The organism is Microbacterium sp. PAMC22086 (assembly GCF_019443525.1).
In the GTDB taxonomy this organism is placed as follows: domain Bacteria; phylum Actinomycetota; class Actinomycetes; order Actinomycetales; family Microbacteriaceae; genus Microbacterium; species Microbacterium maritypicum.
The window spans coordinates 579259-599771 of the sequence record NZ_CP080380.1; the positions used below are offsets into that span (position 1 = coordinate 579259).

Sequence of the window (20513 nt, forward strand, 5' to 3'; positions counted from 1 at the left end):
GGTGAAACTCTCAGTGCACTCCGCCGCCGATGGGCGCCCGACGCGGCGACGCCTGGACGCGCTCCGCCTCGTCCGCGGCATCCTGCTGCGCGGTGACCTCGGGGGCGGGGGCGGATGCTGTTCCGCCACCACCGTCGCGCGGCGCGCGGCGCCGCGCGAGCATGCCCAGCAGCGAGGAGCGGTTCTCGCCCGGTGCGCCCAGCGCTGCGGTGACGCGGTCGAGGAAGACGGCGATCAGCACGACGCCGAGACCGGCCTCGACACCCTTGGGGATGTTGATGGTCGAGATCGCCTCGACCACCATCTTCCCGAGGCCGTCCGCACCCGCCATTCCGGCGATGACCGCCATCGACAGGGCGAGCATGATGACCTGGTTGACGCCGGCCATGATGGTCGGCATCGCGAGGGGGAGCTGGATGCCGCGCAGGATCTGACCCGGCTTGGCACCGAACGCGTGTCCGGCCTCGACGGTCTCGGAGTCGACACCGCGGATGCCGAGCTCGGTCAGTCGCACGCCCGGGGGCAGCGCGAAGATCACGGTGGCCACGAGGCCCGGCACCACGCCGATGCCGAAGAACACGATCGCCGGGATCAGGTACACGAACGCCGGCATGGTCTGCATGAAGTCGAGCACGGGCTTGAGCACCGCGCGCACGGTCGCGTTGCGTGCCGACCAGATGCCCAGCGGCACGGCGATCAGCACCGCGATCACGGCGGCGACGAGCACGAGCGCAAGGGTCTGCATGGCGGGGATCCACAGATCCATCGCCACGATCAGGCCGAAGGAGACGACCGTTCCGATCGCGAGCTGCCACGAGCGCACGACCCAGGCGATGAGCGCGGCGATCACGATGATGACCGCGAAGTGCGGGGTCAGCAGCATGCGCGTGAGGCCGTCGACGAGGAAGCTCATCACGAACGAGATCACGTCGAGCAGACCGTCGAGGTTGTCCTTGATCCAGTCGACGCCGGATTCGATCCAGGTTCCGACGGGGATGCGGAAGTCATCCATCAGCGCACCTCCTCCGTGGTCGGGGCATCGGCCGGGTCGGCGGTCCACCCGTCATCGAGCACGGCATCGATCTCGGCCTGCGGCATCGGCATCAGCGGGAGGGTGATCTCCTCGGTCGCACCGGGGCCGGGGCCGAGGGCGGCGAGCAGGGTCACACGCGGGATCACGCCCACCAGGCGGCCGTCGGCATCGGTCACCGCGAGCGGCAGCGGTGATTCGACGGCGGGGACGAACAGGTTCATCAGCACCTCGTCCTCGCGCACGCTCTGCAGCACGGGCTTGAGGATCGAGTCGAGAGTGGTCGCGCCGTTGCGCACGAGCTTGACCGCATCCCGGTCGGTGACGACACCGACGAGCTGGCGGTCGCGACCGACCACGTAGGTCGCCGACATGTACGCATCGCGCATCTGGCGCAGCGCGGTGCGCGGACCTGCGGTGTGCGGCACGACGGGGCGCGGGCGCTCCATCACGTTCGCGGCGGTGAGCACGCGAGCGCGGTCGACGTCCTGCACGAACTGCTCGACGTAGTCGTTGGCCGGGTCCATCAGGATGTCCTCGGGGGTGCCGATCTGCACGATGCGGCCGTCGCGCATCACGGCGATCCGGTCGCCGAGGAACATGGCCTCGTTCAGGTCGTGCGTGATGAAGACGATCGTCTTCTGCAGCTTCTGCTGCAGTTCGAGCAGCTGCTCCTGCATCTCGCGACGGATCAGCGGGTCGAGCGCACTGAATGCCTCGTCCATCAGCAGGATGTCGCTGTCGGCGGCGAGCGCACGGGCGATCCCCACGCGCTGCTGCATGCCACCGGAGAGCTCGGACGGGAGCTTCTCGCCCTGGCCCTCGAGACCCACCAGGGACAGGATCTCCTCGGCCTTGGCCAGGCGCCCGACCTTGCCGACGCCCTTCAGCTCGAGCGGGTAGGCGACGTTCGCGGCGACGGAGCGGTGCGGCAGCAGGGCGAAGTGCTGGAAGACCATCGAGATGCGGTCGCGACGGATCTCGCGGAGCTTCGACGACGGAATGCCCGTGATGGGATCACCGTTCACCGTGACGGTTCCGGAGGTGACATCGTGCAGCCCGTTGAGCATGCGGATGATGGTGGACTTGCCCGATCCGGACAGCCCCATGATGACGAAGATCTCACCGCGGTTGACGGTGAAGCTGGCGTCGATGACCGCTGCGGTACCGGCATCCGCGACGGCGGTGCGGCTCTCACCGGCTTTCAACCGACGGACGGCGGTGCTCGGATTCTTACCGAAAACCTTGTACAGATTGCGCGCTTCGAGAGCGATTTCGGACACGTTTCCCCCGCGGCTCGCCTTCGGGTGGCTGAGCCTGCTCCGGTTACGCCCGGGTGAGCTCTCGGGGCCGTTCGACATGATCGCTGTGGCGGCACAGGCGGCGGATTTCGGATCCGCCGCGATAGAGCATCGACCGTACGTCCACGCCTCTTCGCAGCACAGCTCATCGAAAGAAGGACGTGGTCGCGGACTGGTCTTCGGGCCGTCAGGCCCACGTTCCAACGTAACGAAATGGCCGATCAGGGGCAAATCCCCGGTGCTCGACCTGCGCGAGTTTCAGCGGCTGACCGGGGAATTGCACGGGTATTCAACAATCCCCCTGACGAGGGCCCCGGCGTCAGGAATCGGGCGTGTCGGAACGGCGGATGCTGCGCGTCACGGTGAACTTCGCCGTGCGTGTCACCTGCGTGGTCGCACCGATCAGCCGGGTGAGTTCCGGACGATACGCGAGCGAGGAGTTGTAGACCGTGAAGAGCTCTCCGCCGGGTCGGAGCACGCGCGCCGCGGCCTCGAACAGGCGGGTCGCCGCCCCCGTGTGGACGCTCGCCCCGAGGTGGAACGGCGGGTTCAGCAGCCCCACGTCGACGCTCGCATCCGGGACGTCCGAGGCAGCGTCGTCGAGGGTGACCACGACCCGGTCGGCGACCCCGTTCACGGCCGCCGTCGCCCGCGCGGAGGCCACGGCCGCTGCCGACCGGTCGGTCGCCGTCACGCGCGCCTCGGGATGGGCGAGCGCGTACGAGACCGCGAGCGCCCCGGTGCCGCAGCCGAGGTCGAGCACGTCGACCGCCGCCCCCGTCGCCTGAGCGCCGAGCACCTCCAGCAGCACCCGGGTGCCGATGTCGAGGCGCGCGCCCGCGAAGGCCCCGCCGTGCGCCACCAGAGTGAGCCCGTCGTGCTGCGCGCTCACGGGGAACGGCGGTGTCGACGGGGCGGGGAGCGGCTCCGACGCCACGATCAGCCGCGACTTGCGCTCCGCGCGCTGGGCCTGCACCTGGGCGAAACGGTGCGCGAGCACCTCGTTCTGGGTGAGGGTCATGTGCTTCACACGACCTCCCGCGATGAGCACGACGTCGGACGCCGCCCAGCGGACCACCGCATCCGTGATCTCCTCGAGTTCCGCGAGTGCCTTCGGCAGCTGCAGCAGCACGACTTTCGCCCCGGCGAGCAGCTTGGCGTCGAGCTCGTGTGCGGTGAAGCCGGCGAGCCCGAGCTCCTCGGCATTGCGGCTCAGGGCTCGACGACCGGTCGCGAGGTCCTGATGCACCCGGATGCCGTGTCGTCCGGCAGCCGTCAGCGCCAGGGTGATCGCGCCGTACTCGTCACCGATCACGACGGTCTCGGAACCCGGGGCATCGAGGGCGAGCGCCCGTTCGACGAGCAGCAGATCGGTCGCGTCATACGCCTGGAGGTTGTCCGCCTCGACGTCGGGCCAGCGGCGCAGGCGGCTGTAGGGGAACTCCGGCACCAGCCCACTGTACGCGGGGGCCGTGAGGATTTCGCATGCGTCGTCTTCGCCCGATTCACAACTTCCTGAATCGGGCGTACGCTCCCGCGCATGACCACCGTCATCGCCACCCAGGACCTCGCCAAGCACTACGGCACCGTGTACGCGCTCGACGGCCTCGACCTCACCGTCGAGCACGGTCAGGTGCACGGCTTCCTGGGGCCGAACGGGGCAGGCAAGTCGACCGCGATCCGCATCCTGCTCGGCCTCGCCCGGCGCACCTCCGGCCAGGCGACCGTGTTCGGCGAAGACCCCTGGGAGCGCGCCGTCGACCTGCATCGACGCATCGCGTACGTTCCCGGCGACGTCAGCGTGTGGCCGAACCTGTCCGGAGGCGAGGCCGTCGATCTGCTCGCCCGTCTGCGCGGCGCCCGCACGAACGACCCCGGGTACCAGCGCGAGAAGAAGCGGCTCCTGGACGCCTTCCAGTTCGACCCACGCAAGAAGGGCCGCGCCTACTCGAAGGGCAACCGGCAGAAGGTCGCGTTGATCGCGGCGTTCGCGGTGCCCGCCGACCTCTACATCTTCGACGAGCCCACCAGCGGACTCGATCCGCTGATGGCGGTCATCTTCCAGCACGAAGTCGCCCGCGCCCATGCGAACGGCGCGACCGTGCTGCTGTCGAGCCACATCATGAGCGAAGTCGAGCAGCTGTGCGACCGGGTGATGATGGCGCTGATCGCCGCGCCCGCGGGTGGGTATACGGCCTCCCAGCTCGGCGAGCGTCTCGGCGTCTCGGCTGCGGCCGTCTCCGGTGCGGTGCGCTACCTGCAGCAGCTGCACTTCGTCCAGCGCCGCTCACGGCCGGGGGAGCGCCGCGACCGCTACGAGTTCGTGCACGACCCGTTCACGACTTCGATCGCGGGGAACATGCCCGTGTACTTCCGCCTGTCCGCGTACATCGACGACATCGCCGCCGCTCACACCGACGACCAGGGCGCCCACGACCGGGCCGTCGAGCTCGCCGAGTTCTTCCGCTTCCTCTCCGCGCGCATGCTGCAGATCGTCGACGACTGGCACGAACAGCGCCGCGAGACCGACCCGAGCTGACTCCCGCCCGCCCCTTTCCATCCCACCCCGCTACACCGTCCCGCCCGCCGTTCCGTCTCGCCTCGGATCATTTGTCGGGAGGATGCACGACTGTCGGGGCATTCGGTGCATTCTCGCCCGACATCTGCCCGCCCTCCCGACATCCGTTCCGCCAGCCTCCGGAACCGGCGCCCGGGTAGGGGTTGACACTCGTCTGGGTTATGTGGTTACTTAGTCGAGTAAGTAACCCACTAACCACGCGGAGGACTCGTGATCGAAGAAGGCAAGCCGCTCTTCGTCCAGATCGCCGAGCAGATCGAGGACTCGATCATCGACGGCTCACTCGCCGAAGAGGCCCAGGCCCCCTCCACGAACGAGCTGGCCGCTTTCTACCGGATCAACCCCGCCACCGCAGCGAAGGGAGTCGCCGTGCTCACCGACAAGGGAGTGCTCTACAAGCGCCGAGGCATCGGCATGTTCGTCGCGGAGGGCGCCAGGGATCTCCTCCTCGGCGAGCGCCGCGCCGCGTTCGCCGACCGCTACATCGACCCGCTCCTCGCCGAAGCCCGAACTCTCGGGCTCGGCGCCGAAGACCTCGCGGCCCTGCTCCGGCAGCGTGCCGCACTGACCACTGACGCAGAAGGGAAGACCTCCGCATGACCGCCGTCATCGAGGTGCACAACCTCAGCAAGCGCTACAAGGAGAAGCGAGCGCTCGACAACGTGTCGCTCGCCATCGAGGGAGGCGCGATCTACGGCCTCCTCGGCCGCAACGGTGCGGGGAAGACGACACTCATGTCGATCCTCACCGCTCAGAATTTCGAGTCGTCCGGCACCGTGAAGGTGTTCGGTGAGCACCCGTACGAGAACGCGCACGTGCTCAGCCGGATCTGCTTCGTCCGCGAGAGCCAGAAGTACCCGGACGACGCCCACCCCAAGCACGCGTTCAAGGCCGCGAGCCTGTTCTTCCCGAACTGGGATCAGGCCCTCGCCGACGAGCTCATCGCCCAGTTCCAGCTGCCGATGAAGCAGACCATCAAGAAGCTCTCCCGCGGTCAGCTCTCCGCGGTCGGGGTGATCATCGGACTCGCCTCGCGCGCCGAGATCACGTTCTTCGACGAGCCCTACCTCGGCCTCGACGCCGTCGCCCGGCAGACCTTCTACGACCGCCTGATCGAGGACTACGCCGAGCACCCGCGCACCGTCATCCTCTCGTCGCACCTGATCGACGAGGTCTCGAACCTCATCGAGAAGGTCATCGTGATCGACAACGGCCAGATCCTCCTGAGCGAGGACACGGATGCGGTGCGCGACCGCGCCGTGACCGTGGTGGGCGACACCGCGAAGGTCGACGCCTGGGTCGGCACCCGAGAGGTGCTGCACCGCGAGGCGCTCGGGCGCGTGGCATCCGTCACCGTCCTCGGCGCGATATCCGTGGAGGAGCGCGCGCAGATCGCGGCAGCAGGGCTCGATCTCGCGCCGGTCTCGCTGCAGCAGCTGATCGTGCGTCTCACACAGAAGGTCGACGCTCAAGCGACCAGAGACGCCGCCACGAGAGAGGAGGTGCGCTGATGCGACGCACATTCAACGTCATCCGTCTGCAGCTGATCAACAAGGGCACTTTCGTCTGGTACCCGCTGATGATCCTGGGTGCGGCGGTGGTGATCTCGTTGATCATCTACGCGATGATTCCGGGCGACGGCCCCAAGTACGGCGGCGGCGGCCAGGCACCTCTCTGGTACTTCTTCGCGATCGGCATGTCGGCGATGACTCTCACCTTCCCGTTCTCGCAGGCGATGAGCATCACGCGTCGGGAGTTCTTCTTCGGAACCCTGCTCACAGCCATCCTCGGCAGCACCCTCATGGGCATCCTGTTCCTGATCGGTGGCGGCATCGAAGTGGCCACGAACGGTTACGGCGTGAACGGCTACCTGTTCTACCTGCCGTGGCTCTGGCAGGCCGGTCCGCTCGGCGCCTTCGTGGTCTACTTCACCCTCGCGCTCTTCTTCTTCGTGATCGGATTTACCGGCGCGACGATCTACAAGAGCTGGGGGCAGCTGGTGCTGCTCATCGTGAGCATCGGACTCTCCCTGGTCCTGGTGGGACTCGTCTTCCTGGTGACACGCCTCGAGCTCTGGGGTGACGTCGGAGCGGGGATCATGAACCTCGGCGCGCTCGGCATCGCACTCTGGGGACTCGCGGTCGTCGCGGTGCTCACCGCCGTCTCGTTCCTCGCATTCCGCAGAGCCATCCCGTAGGAGAACACCTCCCGACGACGCCGGCCGCCCTCTTGGGCGGTCGGCGTCGTCACGTGCACGCGCTACCGGTACGTCGCCGAGCACGCAACCCGCTCGCCTCCTGCGCGCCGGAGCGCCTACGCTCGCGGAACCCCTGCCCCCGACAGAGAGGATGCCGTGACGCAGACCCGCACCCGGCTCCGGGTACGACGAGCGGGCGCCCGACGTGCGCTCCACGACGCCGTCCGTCCTGCCCGGCTGCTGCTCGTGGCCAAGACGACCCTGGCCGTCGGACTGGCCTGGATGATCGCTCCGCACATGCCCGGGGTCACCGACCAGTACCCGTACTACGCACCCCTCGGGGCCCTGTTGAGCATGTACCCGACGCTGATGGGTTCGGCGAAGTCGAGCCTGCAGACGCTGCTCGGTCTCGCCACGGGAATCGGTCTCGCCACGATCGTGGTGCTGACGGTCGGCCCGACCTGGTGGACGATCCCCCTCGTGGTCGGCGTCGGAGTGCTGCTCTCGGGCACGGGCTGGTTCGGCGTCGGCCGCGAATACGTGCCGATGGCCGCGCTTTTCGTGCTGATCATCGGCGGACAGAATGCCGACGACTATTCGCTCGGCTACCTCACCCAGACGGCGGTCGGCATGGTCGTCGGGCTGGTGGTGAACCTGGTGATCGCACCCGCACCACTCACCGTCGCCGCGGCGGGACGGGTGACGGCGTTCCGGGAGCAGTTGGCCGCGCACCTGCACGACATCGGATCCGCGGTCGCGGAGGCATGGCCGCCCGAGCACGCGCAATGGGCCGACGATGCGGCCTCTCTCGGCGACACCTCCTCCGCACTGCGAGCGGCGCTGACGGAGGCGGACGAGAGCCGAAGGGGCAACCCTCGCGCCAGGGGGCATCGCACGCGGATCCAGCATAGCCACGACGAGCTCGCGGCTCTCGATCGCATCGCCCACCTCATCCGCGACATCTCCGACGAGATCGCCGACACGATCTGGGACCGGCCGTCGGCACTGGCGCTCGACCCCGCTCTGCCTGCGCCCCTCTTTGCGGCCTGTCACGCGGTCGCCGATGTGATCGCGCGGGGGGATGCCTCCTCGAGCGACGATCATCGCGCCCGCGGTGAAGCGGCGCGCGCGATCCGACTGCTCCTCGAGACGGTCGACGACCGCACCATCGATGTGCGGCGTTCGATGGGACCCGGTGTGCTCACCGCGATGCACCTGCGTCGCATCCTGATCCTGAGCGGTACGCGCCCTCCGGCCGAGGATTGATCCGACCCGGGCCGCCGCCTCAGATGGTGTCGTCGGCGACGACCAGGTCCATCTGCCAGTAGCGGCCGTCCGGGTCCGCGCTGTCGTGCGCGTCGTCGGCCGCACTCAGGATGTCGTTGATCTTCACCATCACGTCGTCGAACTCTGACTCGGTGAGCCGGATCGTGCGCTGGGTGAAGGCGGCGTGCACCTCCCTCGTGCGTCCGGCGACGTACTCCGGGGTCCAGGCCATCACCCGACGGATCAGATCCTGATGGTCTTCGACGAGCGCGGCGACCACCGCGACGCCGAGGGCCTCATCCGGGACGGGGCTCTCCGGACCGCCGACGTTGAGCGCGCCCTTGTGCCCCGTCCAGACACGATCACGTCGGTCACGAGCTTTGTCTGGTGCCTCTTCGATGAGCCCGGCATCGGCGAGGGCGCGCAGATGGAAGCTGGCGCTGTTCGCCGGAACGCCGAGCTCGGCGGCGATGTCGGCAGCGCGGAGGAAGTCCCGCCGTGAGAACAGCCGGATCATCTGGCGTCGCAGGGGGTGCGAGTAGGCCTTGAGCATGGCCGAGGTCATCCAGACGGGATCGGTGCTCGTGCTCTTCGCGCTGTCCTCCGTCATGTGCCGATCCTACTCGCACCCACTATTGCGCAATAAGACTTGCGCAATAGTTCTTGCGCATCTACTCTCGTCCCATGACCACCGTCACCGAGCCCCACCGTCTGTGGCGCAACACCCGCTACCTCACCTGGTTGGTGAGCGACACGAGCAAGGGCCTCGCGGCCTCCCTGTTCGGCTTCGCCATCCCCCTGCTCGCCCTGATCGTGACGAACGACCCCGCCCAGGCCGGCATCATCGGCGGAGCCGGAATGGTCGCGCGACTGCTCATGACCCTGGCCGGCGGCGTGCTGGCCGACCGTCATCGCCGCATCGCGCTGATGCTCCTCGGCTCGCTCATCGGCATCGTGCTCGCCGGCGGCTTCACCCTCCTCGCCCTCGGCGACGCGATGACGTTCGGATCACTGCTCGTGATCGACGTGCTGCTCGCCGCGCGCAGCGGACTCTTCGACGTCGCCGGTGAGAGCGCGATCAAGGAGATCGTGCCCGACGACGCGATGGGCCGAGCGCAGGCGGCGAACCAAGGGCGCGACGCTGCGCTCCAGCTCGCGGGCGGACCGCTCGGCGGTCTGCTGCTGGGCGTCGGCGGATGGCTCGTGGGCGCGGTCATGACGCTGTGCCACGCGATCGCAGCCCTGACCGCGTGGATGCTGGGGCGTCAGACCCGTCGTGCAGGAGTGGTCGATGCGGGCGCGGACGACGACGTCGCTCCGGCCCCGACGACGAAGCCCAACGCCTGGGCGGAGCTGCGCGAGGGGTTTGGCTGGCTGCTCTCCCGCCCCGACCTCGGCGGTGTGCTGCTCATCACGACGGTCATCAACCTCGGCTTCAACGCCACGATCACGACCGTCATCTACGCCCTCCAGCAAGACGGGTACTCCGAGCTGTTGATCGGCACCCTGAGCGCATCGATCGGGTCCGTGATGCTCGTAGGCGCCGTGTGCGCTCCGCTGCTCGTCCCGCGGATCAAGACCGGGATCCTGACCATCGCCGGACTCTCGGTCGTCTCGGTCGGCGCGATCGTGCTGTCGATGGTCACCGGGCCCTGGGCCATCGCGGTGGTGCTCGGCGCCTCGGTCCTGCTCGTGCCCGCGCTCAACGCCGGCATGATGGGCTACTTCATGGTCGCCACCCCGAGCCACCTGCTCGGTCGAGCCAACAGCGCCGCCGGAGTACTCGGCATGGGTGCGATGCCACTCGCTCCCCTGATCGCCGGCTTCGGACTCGCCTGGATCGGCCGCGAAGGCACCATCCTGATCTGCGCCGCGCTGTGCCTGGTCGCGGTCCTCCTCGCCTTGGGCAACAGGGCGCTGCGGGCACTGCCGGTCGAAGCGCGCTGGGCCGCGCACGCGAAGCAGTACGAGACGGCTTGATGCCGCAGAGGTGTGCGCCGGCAGCCGTACGGGGCTAGAGCGCGCCGGTCAGTGCCGCGATGCCGGCGAGCAGGGAGACCAGGGCGAGCACGAGAGCGATCGCGATGAGGACGGCGTGCACCTTGAGGAATGCCGTGGCCCTGCCGTTCTCGTCGCGCGCCCGCGGATCCTTGGCGACGCGCGTGTAGAACCGCGGCCAGACGAGGGCGTTGAAGGCGGCGTTGAGCAAGAGCAGGATGGCGAGCGGGATCACCCCTCAACGCTATCGACATCGCCCGTGAGCGCCGACCGCCGCGGGGATGCGGAGTTCTTGGATGCGGACTTGTATCAGAAAGCCCTTGCCGCGCTCCTGGTAGGTGTGATCACAATGGGCTTCATGATCGACGGTGCACCCGGCGCCGGTCTCGATCATGCCTCGGATGACGGGCGTGCACGCTGGGAGCGCGCCGCAGATCTGTTCGACGCATGGCGCGAGAGCGACAGCCGCGCGATGGACGAGCTCGTACGGCTGATGACGCCCGTGCTCTGGCACGTCGTGCGCGCTTACGGACTCGAACGCACCCTCGCCGAAGACGTCGTGCAGACCACCTGGCTGCGGCTGGTGCGCGGTCACGGATCGATCAGCGATTCGCGGGCCGTGTCAGCCTGGCTCACCACCACCGCACGCCGCGAGGCCTGGAAGGTCGCGAAGGCACACGGCAAGGTCGACACGACCGATGTCGACGACCTCGACACCCTGCTCCCCGAGCAGGCTTCGGCCGAGGAGCACGCGACCATCGGCGACGAGAACCGTCGGCTGTGGTCGGCCGTGCGCCGCCTGAACGACCGCTGCCAGAGGCTGCTGCGCGTGATCGCCTTCGAGGACCGCCCGGACTATGCGCACATCGCCAGCGACCTCGCGATGCCCATCGGCAGCATCGGCCCCACACGGAACCGGTGCCTCGCGAAGCTCCGCGCCCTGCTGGACGCACCGCCGACAGCGCCGGCGGGGGGACTCGCATGACCGACCACGAAGACGCCAGGATGCTCGCCCGGCTCCGCACGCACTGGAGAGCGGTCGACCCGGTGCCCGCGGGCCTGATCGACCGCATGGTCGCCGCAGTCGCTTCGGACGGCCTGAACAGCGAGTATGCGCTGCTGACCCTGGTCGAGGGACAGCTCGGCGAGGTGCGCGGCGAGGCGGATGCACTCACCCTGCAGTTCAGCGACGGCTCCACCAGCATCCTGCTGCATGTGACGACCACCGCTTCCGGCCGCCGCCGCGTCGACGGCTGGGTCGACACCGCGGCCGCCGAGATCGTCCTGACGCAGGGAGAGAAGGCCAGGTCGGTCTCGCCAGAGGAGACCGGACGCTTCGTGTTCGACGAGGTGCCGCCCGGTCTCACGCGCGTGCGCCTGACGACCGTGGTCGGGGACGAGACGCGCACGCTCGCGACCCCGCAGTTCGAGCTGTGACCACGGGCGCCGCCCGTCGATGAGGACGCGGGACGACCCGCAGGGAGAGGATGACGCATGGATCAGCCCAAGGGATGGACCTGGCAGGACCGCGCGGAGGGATCGATCCGCCGGGGAACCGCGCTCGATCCGAGCACGGAGCCGGTGGACGGCATCCGCGCGTTTCCGACGGCGTATCTGCCGGAGCGGCTGCTGATCACCCGCGCCCTCGGCGACGGGGAGGCCGACGACCGCGAGGTGCGCACTCTGCGTGATGCCGCCGACACCTTCGGATGGCAGCTCGAGATCGAGGACGGCACCCGCTCGGCGGTCGACGGCGAGCTGGTTCCGGGGGTTCCCGGCTTCCTGCGCGCACGGCTGCGGACTCCCGACGAACCAGTCAGGGGCGAGTCACCCGTCGCCCCCGACGCCTGGCGAGTGCTCCAGCGCGCACGCCGCATGTCGCGCTCGACGATGCCGCGGACGAGCCTCGACCACGTGCTGTCCATCGATCCGGTCGGGCTCAATCCCTTCACCAGGACGAACCCCTTCACCCGCACCAACCCGTTCACCCGCACGAACCCGGTGCGCGGCGCCGGAGGGGGCGCGGGCGGCAGCGACGACTACCTCGAGCCCGGACGCGGCGCACGGCAGCCCGTGAGCTGGTTGGGCCCCGCCCCTGTGCGCGGACCCGCGCCGAAACGCGGACGGCGCCCGGTGGTCGCGGTGCTCGACACCGGTTGCGGCGAGCACGCCTGGCTGCCTGCCGACATCGTCACGCGCACGGTCGACCTCGACGGCGTGCCGGTCGGGCTGACCGACGACGCCGATCCGGAACGCTACCCCGACCTGTACGGGCAGCTCGACGGTGAGATCGACGCGGTCGCCGGACACGGCACGTTTATCGCCGGCATCGTCAGACAGGCGGCTCCGGAGGCGGACATCCTCTCGATCCGGGTGGCGGGAGCCCTCGGGGTGGTCGACGAGAGCACTCTGCTCGAGACCGTGGCCCAGGTCGTGACCCTGCTGGCCCGCCACCGGGAGGATCCGAAGACCGGCTTCCCGATCGATGTGCTGAACCTGTCGCTCAGCTACTACCACGAGACGCCGATCGACGGATTGTTCAGCCTCACGCTGTACCAGCTGCTGGCCAAGGCACGCGAGCTCGGCTGCGTGGTCGTGTGCTCGGCCGGCAACGACGCGATCGACCGCCCCTCGTTCCCGGCGTCGCTCTGGTCCTGGCCCGGCGCCGACAACGGCATCCGTCGGGACAGAGACGCGCCGCTCGTGTCGGTCGGAGCACTGAATCCCTCGGCGCAGTCGGTCGCCCTCTTCTCGAACATCGGCCCGTGGGTTCAGGCCTACGCGCCGGGGGCCGCCGTGGTGAGCACGTCGCCCGCGTTCGTGGGCGGCACCCAGGCGGTCACGAGAGCCGACGTCGAGGGCCTCCGCCGCGAGACGATCGATCCCGACGACTATCGGGGCGGGTTCGCGGTGTGGAGCGGCACCTCGTTCTCGGCCCCGTACGTCGCAGCGCGCATCGCCGCCCAGCTCGGCACCGTCCCCGCCGGCGGTGTCAGCCCCGCCGCTGCGGCGAAAGCCGTCGCCGCCGTCCTGAAGTCCCTGCCGACCCCGGTCGACCTCGACTGACGCACCCCCGGGACGAGCCGTCCGTACCGATGCGGGCGGCTCGTCCTGGTGCCGAGCGCCGCCCGAGCGGCTCGCGGGACACGCTCCGGCGGCTCGTCCTGGTGCACCTGTCGGGCGGATGTTCGGCTGTCGGATCCGAACGCGGCGTGTCGCCCGACACGTGCTCTTCCTCCCGACAGGTGTCCACTGCCTCACCCGAGCGATCACGCACCGCTCCCGCTCGGAATACGCGCTCTTCCCTGCAGCCCCGAGGCAGGGCATTCTGAAGGGATGCCCCTGTCCGCGATCGAGCTGCACCGGCGCGGGGTCGAAGCGGCCAACGCCCGGCGATTCACGCAGGCGCAGCGCGCTCTCGACGCGGCATCCGCCCGCACCGAAGACCCTGATCTTCGTGCGCGCATCGACGGCACGACCGCCTATGTCCTCGCCCAGACGGGAGAGCCGGCGGCCGCAGAGCAGCTGTGTCGCGACGCCCTCGGCCGATCCGGGCTGCGCGCCGAGACCATCGCGGTGCTCAGCGGCCAGCTCGGCACGCTCCTGACGCACAGCGGTCGTCTGGGCGACGCCGAGGCCGAACTCACCCGTGCGATCGAGACGCTCACGGCGGTCGGAGACGAGACGACCGAACTCGCGAACTGCCTCATGAACCGATCCGTGGTGCGGATGCAGCAGCGCGAGCTCGACTCCTGCATCGCGGATCTGCGGCGCGCGGTGGCCGTGTACGAGGCGAACGACGACGAGGAGCCGCTGGCGGAGGCCCGGCACAATCTCGGGTACGCGGCGCTGCTCGGCGGAGACCTCGTCACCGCGCTCACCCTGATGACCCGCTCCCGACCGAAGCTCGCCGCGATCAGCGACCTCGCGGCGGCGATCAGCGACCTCGACCGGGCTGAGGTGCTGCGCGACGCGGGCCTCACGACCGAGGCCGAAGCGCTGCTGGAGCAGGTCGCCACCCAGTTCGGCGCGCAGCGGATGCGGCAGGCCAGAGGCGAGTCCGAGTTCCACCTCGCCCGCTCGCTCCTGCGCCACGATCCCGCCGCCGCCGAGCGCGCAGCCCGCACCGCGGCGCGACGGTTCACGGCACTCGCGAACCACGGGTGGGCGGCGCGAGCCGAGGCGGTGCGTCTCGAGGCGCAGCAGCGGGCGAGACCGCACCGCCCCATCGACGAAGCGGAGTTCGCCCGCACAGCGAAAGCCTTGGACCGGGGAGGTTTTCGCACCGAGGCGACAGGACTGCGACTGAGTGCTCGACGCGACGGCACCGGACGCCTCCCGCGACTGGACGACGCCGCCCCCACGCCTCTGCGCCTGCGCGCCCAGGAGGTGCGTGCTGCACGCGCCGCGGCTGCCGGCCGTGACCGCGACGCGCTGCGTGCGGCTGCCGAAGGCCTCGACCTGCTCACCGCCTGGCAGCAGTCCTTCGGTGCACTCGACCTGCAGGCATCCGTCGCGATGCACGGCAGCGACCTGATGTTCGCCGGCCTCGCCGCTGCTGCCCGGCTGCGCAACCCCGCGATCCTGTTCGAGTGGTCCGAACGCGCGCGCCACCTCAGCCAGCAGGTCGCCCCGGTGCGGCCCCCGCGTGACGAATCCCTGGCGGTGGATCTGGCGGAGTTGCGAATGCTGCGCGCCGAGCTGGCCGGCGCCGATTGGACGACGGATGCCAGGGTGCGCACCCTCCGCGACCGCGTGCGCGAGCGGCAATGGGCGGCCACAGGATCCGGCGGCACCCGCGAACGATGGGGACTCGCCGAGGCGACCTCGATGCTCGACGCCGACGTCGTCGTCCTGTCCTACGTGTTCACCGGTGCGACGCTGCATGCCATCGTGGTCACCTCGTCGGGGGCGACCATCGTCGACCTGTCATGGGAGCGGGTGCAGTCGGCTCTCGACGGCCTCCGCGCCGACCTCGACATGGTCGCACTGACCCGTGGCGGGCTGATGGGGGAGGTCACCGCGCGGGCGCTCGCGTCACGGCTGGCGATCCTCGACGCCGAGCTGCTCACCCCGCTGCTGCTGGCGGTGCCGACCACGGCGCGGCTCGCGATCACCGTGCCAGGAGCACTCGGCGGCGTGCCGTGGGCGATGCTCCCCGGCATGTCCGGCATCGCGTTCACCCTCGCGACGTCCGTGTCGCGTCTGCTGGCCGCGCCCGCCCGCGACCGGGCCCGGCCGACGACGATCGGCTTCGCCGCAGGCCCCCGCGTCCCGCGCGCCGGAGACGAGGTCGCGCGTGCGGCTGCGGCCTGGCGTGAGGCGGGCCGCGCACCGCGGATCCTGGAGTCCTCCGCGGCGACGGTCGCGGCGGTCACCGAGCTCGCCGCCGCCACCGACGTGCTCCACATCGCCGCCCACGGCCGGCACGCGGTGGACAACCCGCTGTTCTCCGGGTTCGAGCTCACCGACGGCATCCTCTTCGGCTACGACGTCGACCTGATACCGCGCGTACCGACGACCGTGATCCTCTCGGCCTGCGAACTCGGGCGCTCCTCTGTGCGCTGGGGAGAAGAAGCGCTGGGCATGACGCGGGTGTGGTTGCACGCCGGAGCCGACTGCGTCATCGCCGCCCCCGTCGCCGTCCCCGACGATGTGGCCGGGGAGCTGCTCAGCGCCGTGCACACCGGTCTCTCCGAAGGCGCAACGCCCGCTGTCGCGCTCGCGAGGGCAGGCCTCGACACCGGTCTGAGCGCGCCGTTCCAGTGCCACGGCGACGGATTCTGAACTTTTTCCTCCATTCGGTGTATCAGAACGGATGCCGCACGCTCCTGTTCTTCGGAAGGTGCCAGGCGAAGGGCCTCGAAGGGTGAGGCGCGAGGGAGGCGCTGTCGGATCTGGGGATCATGCGCACTGGGGAGCGCGAACACGACACGGACACCATCTACTCGGGGGCATCGCGGCGCACAGCCGTGACGCCCTCAGAGGGCCTCGACGTTGTGGGGACGTCGAGGCCCTCGGGGTGTCCGGGGCGTCAGGCGACCAGCACCGCGTACCCGGCCGCCCGCAGCGACGCGAGTGCTTCGGCGTCCGCTCCGGCGTCGGTGATCACGGTCGGGAAGAGGTCGACCCCGCCGACGGCCGTGAACGCCTCGACACCGAGCTTGCTGGCGTCGGTCACCACGACCGCCCGGCGGGCACGCTCGGCCATCATGCGGTTGACCGCGGCCTCGCGCTCGTCCTGCGTGGTCGCACCGGCGGCGGCATCCATCCCGTTCACACCGATGAAGGCGATGTCGAGCCGCACCCCGCGCAGCAGCTGCTCCACGAACGGACCGACGAGTTCGTAGCTGCGCGAGTGGATGACGCCGCCGGTGACGACGACCTTGATCTCGGGCCGCGTGGCGAGCTGGGCGGCGATGTTCACGGCGTTGGTGACGACGGTGATGCCGCCGTTCGCTGCGAGATCGTCGCGCGCGGCGAGGGCTGCCGCGATGGCCGTGGTGGTCGTGCCACCGGAGAGCCCCACCACCATGCCGGGTGCGACGAGGCCGGCGGCGGTCTGCGCGATGCTCTCCTTCTCGTGCGTGCGCAGGTGGCTCTTGTAGCGGATGGGCAGCTCATAGGCGACGGTCTGCGCCACCGCACCGCCGTGGGTGCGGGTGAGCAGGCGCTGGGGATGCGGCGCGCAGCTGCTCGGGGTTCCAGCGCACGCCGAGCGCACCGGTCAAGGCTGCTTGCGCCGCCCCGGCCGCGAGCGACGCACGAGGGTCGGCGTAGCGCACCGGCACCTGGGCGGTTCCGCGAGCGGGGTACTCGGTCTCTTCCCGCACCCTGTCGAGGAAGCGCGGTCCGAGCTCGGTCGCGGGTCCGCCGATGACCACCTCGATCGGATCGAGCAGAGCGCTGATGAGCTTGACCGCCCTGGCCAGCGCTCGTGCGCCCTCGTCGCGCTGCTCTTCGTCGGCCTGCGCGGCGAGCGCACGGATCTCGGACGCGTCCATGGCGTCGGAGAACTCCTCGCCCAGCATCGCACCAAGAGCGGCGGCCGACTCGAGGCATCCGCGCTGACCGCATCGGCATGCACGGGCCGCCTCGCCGAACACGACCTGCACGTGCCCGATCTCCCCCGCACGATCGCGCGGCCCCGGCGCCAGCTCGCCGTCGAGGGTGACGGCCGCACCGACGCCGCCACCGAGGTGGATGAAGAGCCGGTAGCCGGACGGCGACTCCTCCATGCCGGCTTCGGCGATGGCCTCGGCGTCGACGTCGTTGATGAGCAGCACCGGAGCACCGAGCACCCGCTCGAACCGCTCCGCGAGGGGGACGTCCTGCCACTTCAGCTGCACGCTCTCGAGCACCACACGTCCGTCGGTCGTGCCCGGCAGCTGCACACCGGCGGCGAGGAGTCGACCGCCGAACTCCGCTGCCACAATGAACCTCAAGCTCCGGACGGGCGAGTGCTGCACACACCGTCGCCCGTCCGGCACCTCCTTCTCAGCGACTCTCGGCCGCTTCGGTGTGGTGACGGATGACCTCCGCGACCACGAAGTTGAACCACTTCTCCGCGAACTCCGGATCCAGGTGCGCTTCCTCGGCGAGGGCACGCAGTCGTGCGACCTGCTGCTCCTCCCGGTTCGGGTCTGACGCCGGCATCTCGTGCTCCGCTTTCAGATGCCCGACCTGCTGGGTGGCGCGGAAGCGCTCCGCCAGCATGAAGATGAGTGCAGCGTCGATGTTGTCGATGGTGGCACGAAGACGGAGCAGTTCGGCCTTCGGGTCTTCGGCGGCGGTCATGCCCCCTACTCTAGAGCCGCGTGACAACCTGGTTTCGATCCGGGCCACCGCTATCGTGAGCACATGAGCAACGAAGAGTCGCCGGAAACCGCGCCGCACGACGAGGACGCACCCGCCACCGCTCCTGCCGCACCGGCCCCCGGGCGCCGTCGGCAGTCCGCATCCGGCTCCGCCGCCGCGGTGATCGCGTCGGCGGCCGACTCGCCTCGTCCGGTCGTGATCGAGCCGACCACGCCGAGCCGCTCCTTCTGGACGCGCATCGACCGTCCGTTCGTCTTCGGGTTCCTGGTGACTCTCGGCGGCCTGGGCGCGATCGTGATCGGTCTCGCGCTGTCGAACCTGTCCACGGTGCTGATCTACATCGCACTGGCCCTGTTCGGTGCGCTCGGGCTCGACCCCGCCGTGCGTTTCCTGGAGCGCCGCGGTCTCTCCCGCGTCATCTCGGTCGTCATCACGATCCTCGCGCTCATCGTCGTGTTCGCCCTGGTGATCTGGATGATCGTCCCCGTGGTGATCGATCAGATCGTGAGCTTCGTGCAGTCCGTGCCCGGCATGATCAAGGACTTCACCCACAGCGACATCTACGGAACCCTGGAAGCGCAGTTCGGCGATCAGTTCCAGGACCTCGTGGCCCAGGTGCAGTCGTTCCTGACCGACTTCGGCAACCTGGCCACGATCGGCGGCGGCGCCCTCGCCGTCGGCGCCTCGATCGCCACCAGCATCTCCGGCGCCATCGTCGTGCTCGTCCTCACGCTGTACTTCCTCGCATCGCTCCCCACCATGAAGCAGGGGATGCTGCGTCTCGCTCCGGCCCGCGACCGGGCTCGCGCCGGAGACATCGCCGACCAGATCACCGACTCGGTGGGCGGTTATGTGATGGGGATGGTGATCCTGGCGTTCTGCAACGCGACGCTGGCCTTCCTCCTGTACCTGTTCCTCGGACTGCCGTTCCCGCCGCTGATGGCGGCGATCGCCTTCTGCATCACGCTGATCCCGCTGGTCGGCTCCGTGCTCTTCTGGATCCTCGGCACCTGTCTCGCGCTGTTCACCAACCCGATCGCCGCCCTGGTCTTCGCGGCGATCTACCTCGTCTACATGCAGATCGAGGCGTACGTGATCACCCCGCGTGTGATGAACAAGGCGGTGTCTGTCCCCGGTTCGCTGGTCGTGATCGGTGCCCTGGCCGGAGGCACCCTGCTCGGTCTGCTCGGTGCCCTGGTGGCGGTGCCGGTGACCGCGTCGATCCTCATCATCATCAAGCAGGTCCTCGTGCCGAAGCAGGACGCCAGGATCTGACCCCCGCAACGACGAAGCGCCCGGACCCTGTGCGGGTCCGGGCGCTTCTGTCTGTGCGACTCAGCTGAGGTCGTTGTCGGACAGCCACTTCTTGGCGATGTCCTCCGCCGACTTCTGGTCGACCGTGCTCTGCACGTTGAGGGCGACGAGCTCTTCCGCGGTGAGCTTCTTGCTGACCGCGTTGATCACGTCGGAGATCTCGTCGGCGACGTCGCTCGATGCGATCGGCACGACGTTCGAGGCCAGGATGATGTTCTCCGGGTCTTCGAGCGCGACGATGTCCTCGGTCTGGAACGCCGGGTCGGCCGAGTAGATGTCCGCCACCTGGATCTCACCGGCGAGCAGGGACTCCAGCGTGGTCGGGCCGGTCGCGGAGAATCCGAGGTCGACGCCGTAGACCTCCTTGGCCTTCGCGGGGCCGTAGGGGCGCTGCTCGAACTCCGGTGCGGCGCCGATCGTGACCGGGGTGGTCACCTTGGAGAGGTCGCCGATCGAGGTGAGGCCGTTCTCCTCCGCGAAGCTCTTGAGCACCGTGTAGGTGTCCTGGTCGGAGGCTTCGGCGTAGTCGAGAGCGGTCAGGCCGTCGGGCAGGGCGTCCTTCAGCGCCGCGTACACGTCGTCCGGGCTCGTGGCGGTCGCATCCTTGTCGAGGTACTCGAGCAGGTTTCCGGTGTACTCGGGGAACAGGTCGATCGCGCCGGACTCGACGTCGGGCATGTAGGCGTCGCGCTGGCCGATGCTGAACTCGCGGTCGACCTTGATGTCGGCACCCTCGAGCGCCTGGGCGTAGATCTCGGCGATGATCTCGTTCGAGTAGTAGGCCTGCGAGCCGATGACGATGGTGTCGTCTCCGGAGCTCGATCCTTCACTCGGGGTGTCGAGCGGGTTGCTGTTCGCGCAACCGCCGAGGACGAGCACCGCGGCGAGCGCTGCTCCACCGGCGAGGGCGAGACGTGACTTCCGTGCTGTGAACATGGGACTTCCTCTTCTCTGGGACAACGGGGGTGAGACTGTGGGACGATGTTGCGGCTGTGGGAGGTGTGAGGCTGT

20 protein-coding genes are annotated in these 20513 nt (G+C 69.4%); 11 read left to right on the plus strand and 9 right to left on the minus strand.

What is annotated here, in order from left to right; all coding sequences use genetic code 11:
• Nucleotides 1–10: 10 nt before the first annotated feature.
• The 3 genes from KY497_RS02770 to KY497_RS02780 form a co-directional block, all read right to left on the minus strand.
• On the minus strand, nt 11–1012 hold the full coding sequence (locus KY497_RS02770) for a proline/glycine betaine ABC transporter permease (protein ID WP_141385546.1): 1002 nt from the start codon (nt 1010–1012) through the stop codon (nt 11–13).
• The gene (locus tag KY497_RS02775) at nt 1012–2313 is read right to left on the minus strand and encodes a glycine betaine/L-proline ABC transporter ATP-binding protein (protein WP_219869776.1); all 1302 of its coding nucleotides are present in this window, start codon (nt 2311–2313) and stop codon (nt 1012–1014) included. Before KY497_RS02775 ends, KY497_RS02770 begins: the two co-directional genes overlap by 1 nt.
• A gap of 337 nt (nt 2314–2650) precedes the next feature.
• A complete protein-coding gene (locus KY497_RS02780; protein ID WP_219869777.1) occupies nt 2651–3781 on the minus strand; it encodes a class I SAM-dependent methyltransferase in 1131 nt (376 codons plus the stop codon).
• 90 nt (nt 3782–3871) lie between these two features.
• Here KY497_RS02780 and KY497_RS16585 point away from each other — a divergent pair, with 90 nt between their 5' ends.
• From KY497_RS16585 to KY497_RS02805, 5 genes are all read left to right on the plus strand, one after another.
• On the plus strand, nt 3872–4870 hold the full coding sequence (locus KY497_RS16585) for an ATP-binding cassette domain-containing protein (RefSeq protein ID WP_258185827.1): 999 nt from the start codon (nt 3872–3874) through the stop codon (nt 4868–4870).
• A 249-nt stretch (nt 4871–5119) separates the two neighbouring features.
• Nucleotides 5120–5509, plus strand: coding sequence for a GntR family transcriptional regulator (locus KY497_RS02790; RefSeq protein ID WP_141385549.1), 390 nt, complete (start codon nt 5120–5122; stop codon nt 5507–5509).
• A complete protein-coding gene (locus KY497_RS02795; RefSeq protein WP_141385550.1) occupies nt 5506–6420 on the plus strand; it encodes an ABC transporter ATP-binding protein in 915 nt (304 codons plus the stop codon). Before KY497_RS02790 ends, KY497_RS02795 begins: the two co-directional genes overlap by 4 nt.
• Nucleotides 6420–7106, plus strand: coding sequence for a hypothetical protein (locus KY497_RS02800; RefSeq protein ID WP_127481455.1), 687 nt, complete (start codon nt 6420–6422; stop codon nt 7104–7106). Before KY497_RS02795 ends, KY497_RS02800 begins: the two co-directional genes overlap by 1 nt.
• Before the next feature lie 156 nt (nt 7107–7262).
• Complete coding sequence (locus tag KY497_RS02805) at nt 7263–8372, plus strand: aromatic acid exporter family protein (RefSeq protein ID WP_219869778.1); 1110 nt, start codon at nt 7263–7265, stop codon at nt 8370–8372.
• A gap of 19 nt (nt 8373–8391) precedes the next feature.
• Here KY497_RS02805 and KY497_RS02810 read toward each other — a convergent pair whose 3' ends face one another.
• Nucleotides 8392–8982 (minus strand): helix-turn-helix domain-containing protein, encoded by a 591-nt coding sequence (locus KY497_RS02810; RefSeq protein ID WP_055871813.1) that lies wholly within the window; start codon nt 8980–8982, stop codon nt 8392–8394.
• A 74-nt stretch (nt 8983–9056) separates the two neighbouring features.
• On the opposite strand from KY497_RS02810, the gene KY497_RS02815 reads away from it, so the two are divergent.
• The gene (locus tag KY497_RS02815; RefSeq protein ID WP_219869779.1) at nt 9057–10352 is read left to right on the plus strand and encodes an MFS transporter; all 1296 of its coding nucleotides are present in this window, start codon (nt 9057–9059) and stop codon (nt 10350–10352) included.
• A gap of 34 nt (nt 10353–10386) precedes the next feature.
• Here KY497_RS02815 and KY497_RS02820 read toward each other — a convergent pair whose 3' ends face one another.
• A complete protein-coding gene (locus KY497_RS02820; RefSeq protein WP_219869780.1) occupies nt 10387–10605 on the minus strand; it encodes an SCO4848 family membrane protein in 219 nt (72 codons plus the stop codon).
• Between the two features lie 123 nt (nt 10606–10728).
• Here KY497_RS02820 and KY497_RS02825 point away from each other — a divergent pair, with 123 nt between their 5' ends.
• The 4 genes from KY497_RS02825 to KY497_RS02840 all read left to right on the plus strand — a co-directional run bounded on the left by KY497_RS02825 (nt 10729) and on the right by KY497_RS02840 (nt 16157).
• Complete coding sequence (locus KY497_RS02825) at nt 10729–11355, plus strand: RNA polymerase sigma factor (protein WP_229778765.1); 627 nt, start codon at nt 10729–10731, stop codon at nt 11353–11355.
• Nucleotides 11352–11807 carry a hypothetical protein gene (locus tag KY497_RS02830; RefSeq protein ID WP_055871801.1) on the plus strand — a complete coding sequence of 152 codons (456 nt, stop codon included), beginning with the start codon at nt 11352–11354 and terminating at the stop codon, nt 11805–11807. The genes KY497_RS02825 and KY497_RS02830 overlap by 4 nt, the downstream gene beginning before the upstream one ends.
• Before the next feature lie 57 nt (nt 11808–11864).
• A complete protein-coding gene (locus KY497_RS02835; protein WP_219869781.1) occupies nt 11865–13436 on the plus strand; it encodes a S8/S53 family peptidase in 1572 nt (523 codons plus the stop codon).
• A 270-nt stretch (nt 13437–13706) separates the two neighbouring features.
• Complete coding sequence (locus KY497_RS02840) at nt 13707–16157, plus strand: CHAT domain-containing protein (protein ID WP_219869782.1); 2451 nt, start codon at nt 13707–13709, stop codon at nt 16155–16157.
• A 247-nt stretch (nt 16158–16404) separates the two neighbouring features.
• On the opposite strand, the gene KY497_RS02845 is transcribed toward KY497_RS02840, so the two are convergent.
• From KY497_RS02845 to KY497_RS02855, 3 genes are all read right to left on the minus strand, one after another.
• The gene (locus KY497_RS02845) at nt 16405–17013 is read right to left on the minus strand and encodes a DeoR/GlpR family DNA-binding transcription regulator (RefSeq protein ID WP_258185829.1); all 609 of its coding nucleotides are present in this window, start codon (nt 17011–17013) and stop codon (nt 16405–16407) included.
• Nucleotides 16991–17803, minus strand: a complete 813-nt coding sequence (locus tag KY497_RS02850; RefSeq protein WP_258185830.1) for an ROK family protein — start codon at nt 17801–17803, stop codon at nt 16991–16993. The genes KY497_RS02845 and KY497_RS02850 overlap by 23 nt, the downstream gene beginning before the upstream one ends.
• Before the next feature lie 64 nt (nt 17804–17867).
• Nucleotides 17868–18167, minus strand: a complete 300-nt coding sequence (locus KY497_RS02855; RefSeq protein WP_021200128.1) for a chorismate mutase — start codon at nt 18165–18167, stop codon at nt 17868–17870.
• Between the two features lie 63 nt (nt 18168–18230).
• On the opposite strand from KY497_RS02855, the gene KY497_RS02860 reads away from it, so the two are divergent.
• Entirely contained in the window at nt 18231–19463 is a 1233-nt protein-coding gene (locus KY497_RS02860) for an AI-2E family transporter (protein WP_141385562.1), read from the plus strand.
• Between the two features lie 60 nt (nt 19464–19523).
• Here the strand turns inward: KY497_RS02860 and KY497_RS02865 are convergent, their stop codons facing one another.
• Entirely contained in the window at nt 19524–20438 is a 915-nt protein-coding gene (locus tag KY497_RS02865; RefSeq protein ID WP_141385563.1) for an ABC transporter substrate-binding protein, read from the minus strand.
• Between the last annotated feature and the right edge of the window lie 75 nt (nt 20439–20513).